Genomic DNA, 459 nt, shown 5'->3' with positions numbered 1-459 from the left:
TCTACATCCCGCCACAGATCCTCACCCAAGAGGAATTCAACAAGGCCGCAGCGCTTTTCGTCTCACCCGACGGCCGCTCGGTCCGGTATCTGGTGCAGACGGCCCTCGACCCGTTCGGCACCGCGGCCATGGACCAGGTCAAGGACATCGTGAAGACGGCCGAAAGCGCCCGTCCCAACACGTCTTTGACGGACGCGAAGATCTCACTGGTCGGTTTCTCGTCGATCCAGAACGAGATGCGCAACTACTACGACGGCGACCTCCGATTCATCATCACCGTCACCCTGATCGTGGTGTTCCTGATCCTCGCCGCGCTGTTGCGGTCGATCATCGCGCCGATCTATCTCGTGTTGTCCGTGGTCCTTTCGTACATGTCGGCACTGGGCATCGGTGTGGTCTTCTTCCAGTTCATCCTGGGCAAGGAGATCGTCTGGACCGTTCCCGGCATGGCGTTTCTGG

At 59.9% G+C, this 459-nt stretch carries 1 protein-coding gene; it reads left to right on the top strand.

Translation table 11 applies throughout. From position 1 onward, the window contains the following. Positions 1-459, top strand: a 459-nt coding sequence (locus tag JWG88_RS22335) for an MMPL family transporter (RefSeq protein ID WP_205235834.1), incomplete at both ends; no start/stop codon positions are given.

The organism is Desulfopila inferna (assembly GCF_016919005.1).
GTDB lineage: Bacteria > Desulfobacterota > Desulfobulbia > Desulfobulbales > Desulfocapsaceae > Desulfopila_A > Desulfopila_A inferna.
This window is presented reverse-complemented; position numbering and strand designations above follow the sequence as displayed.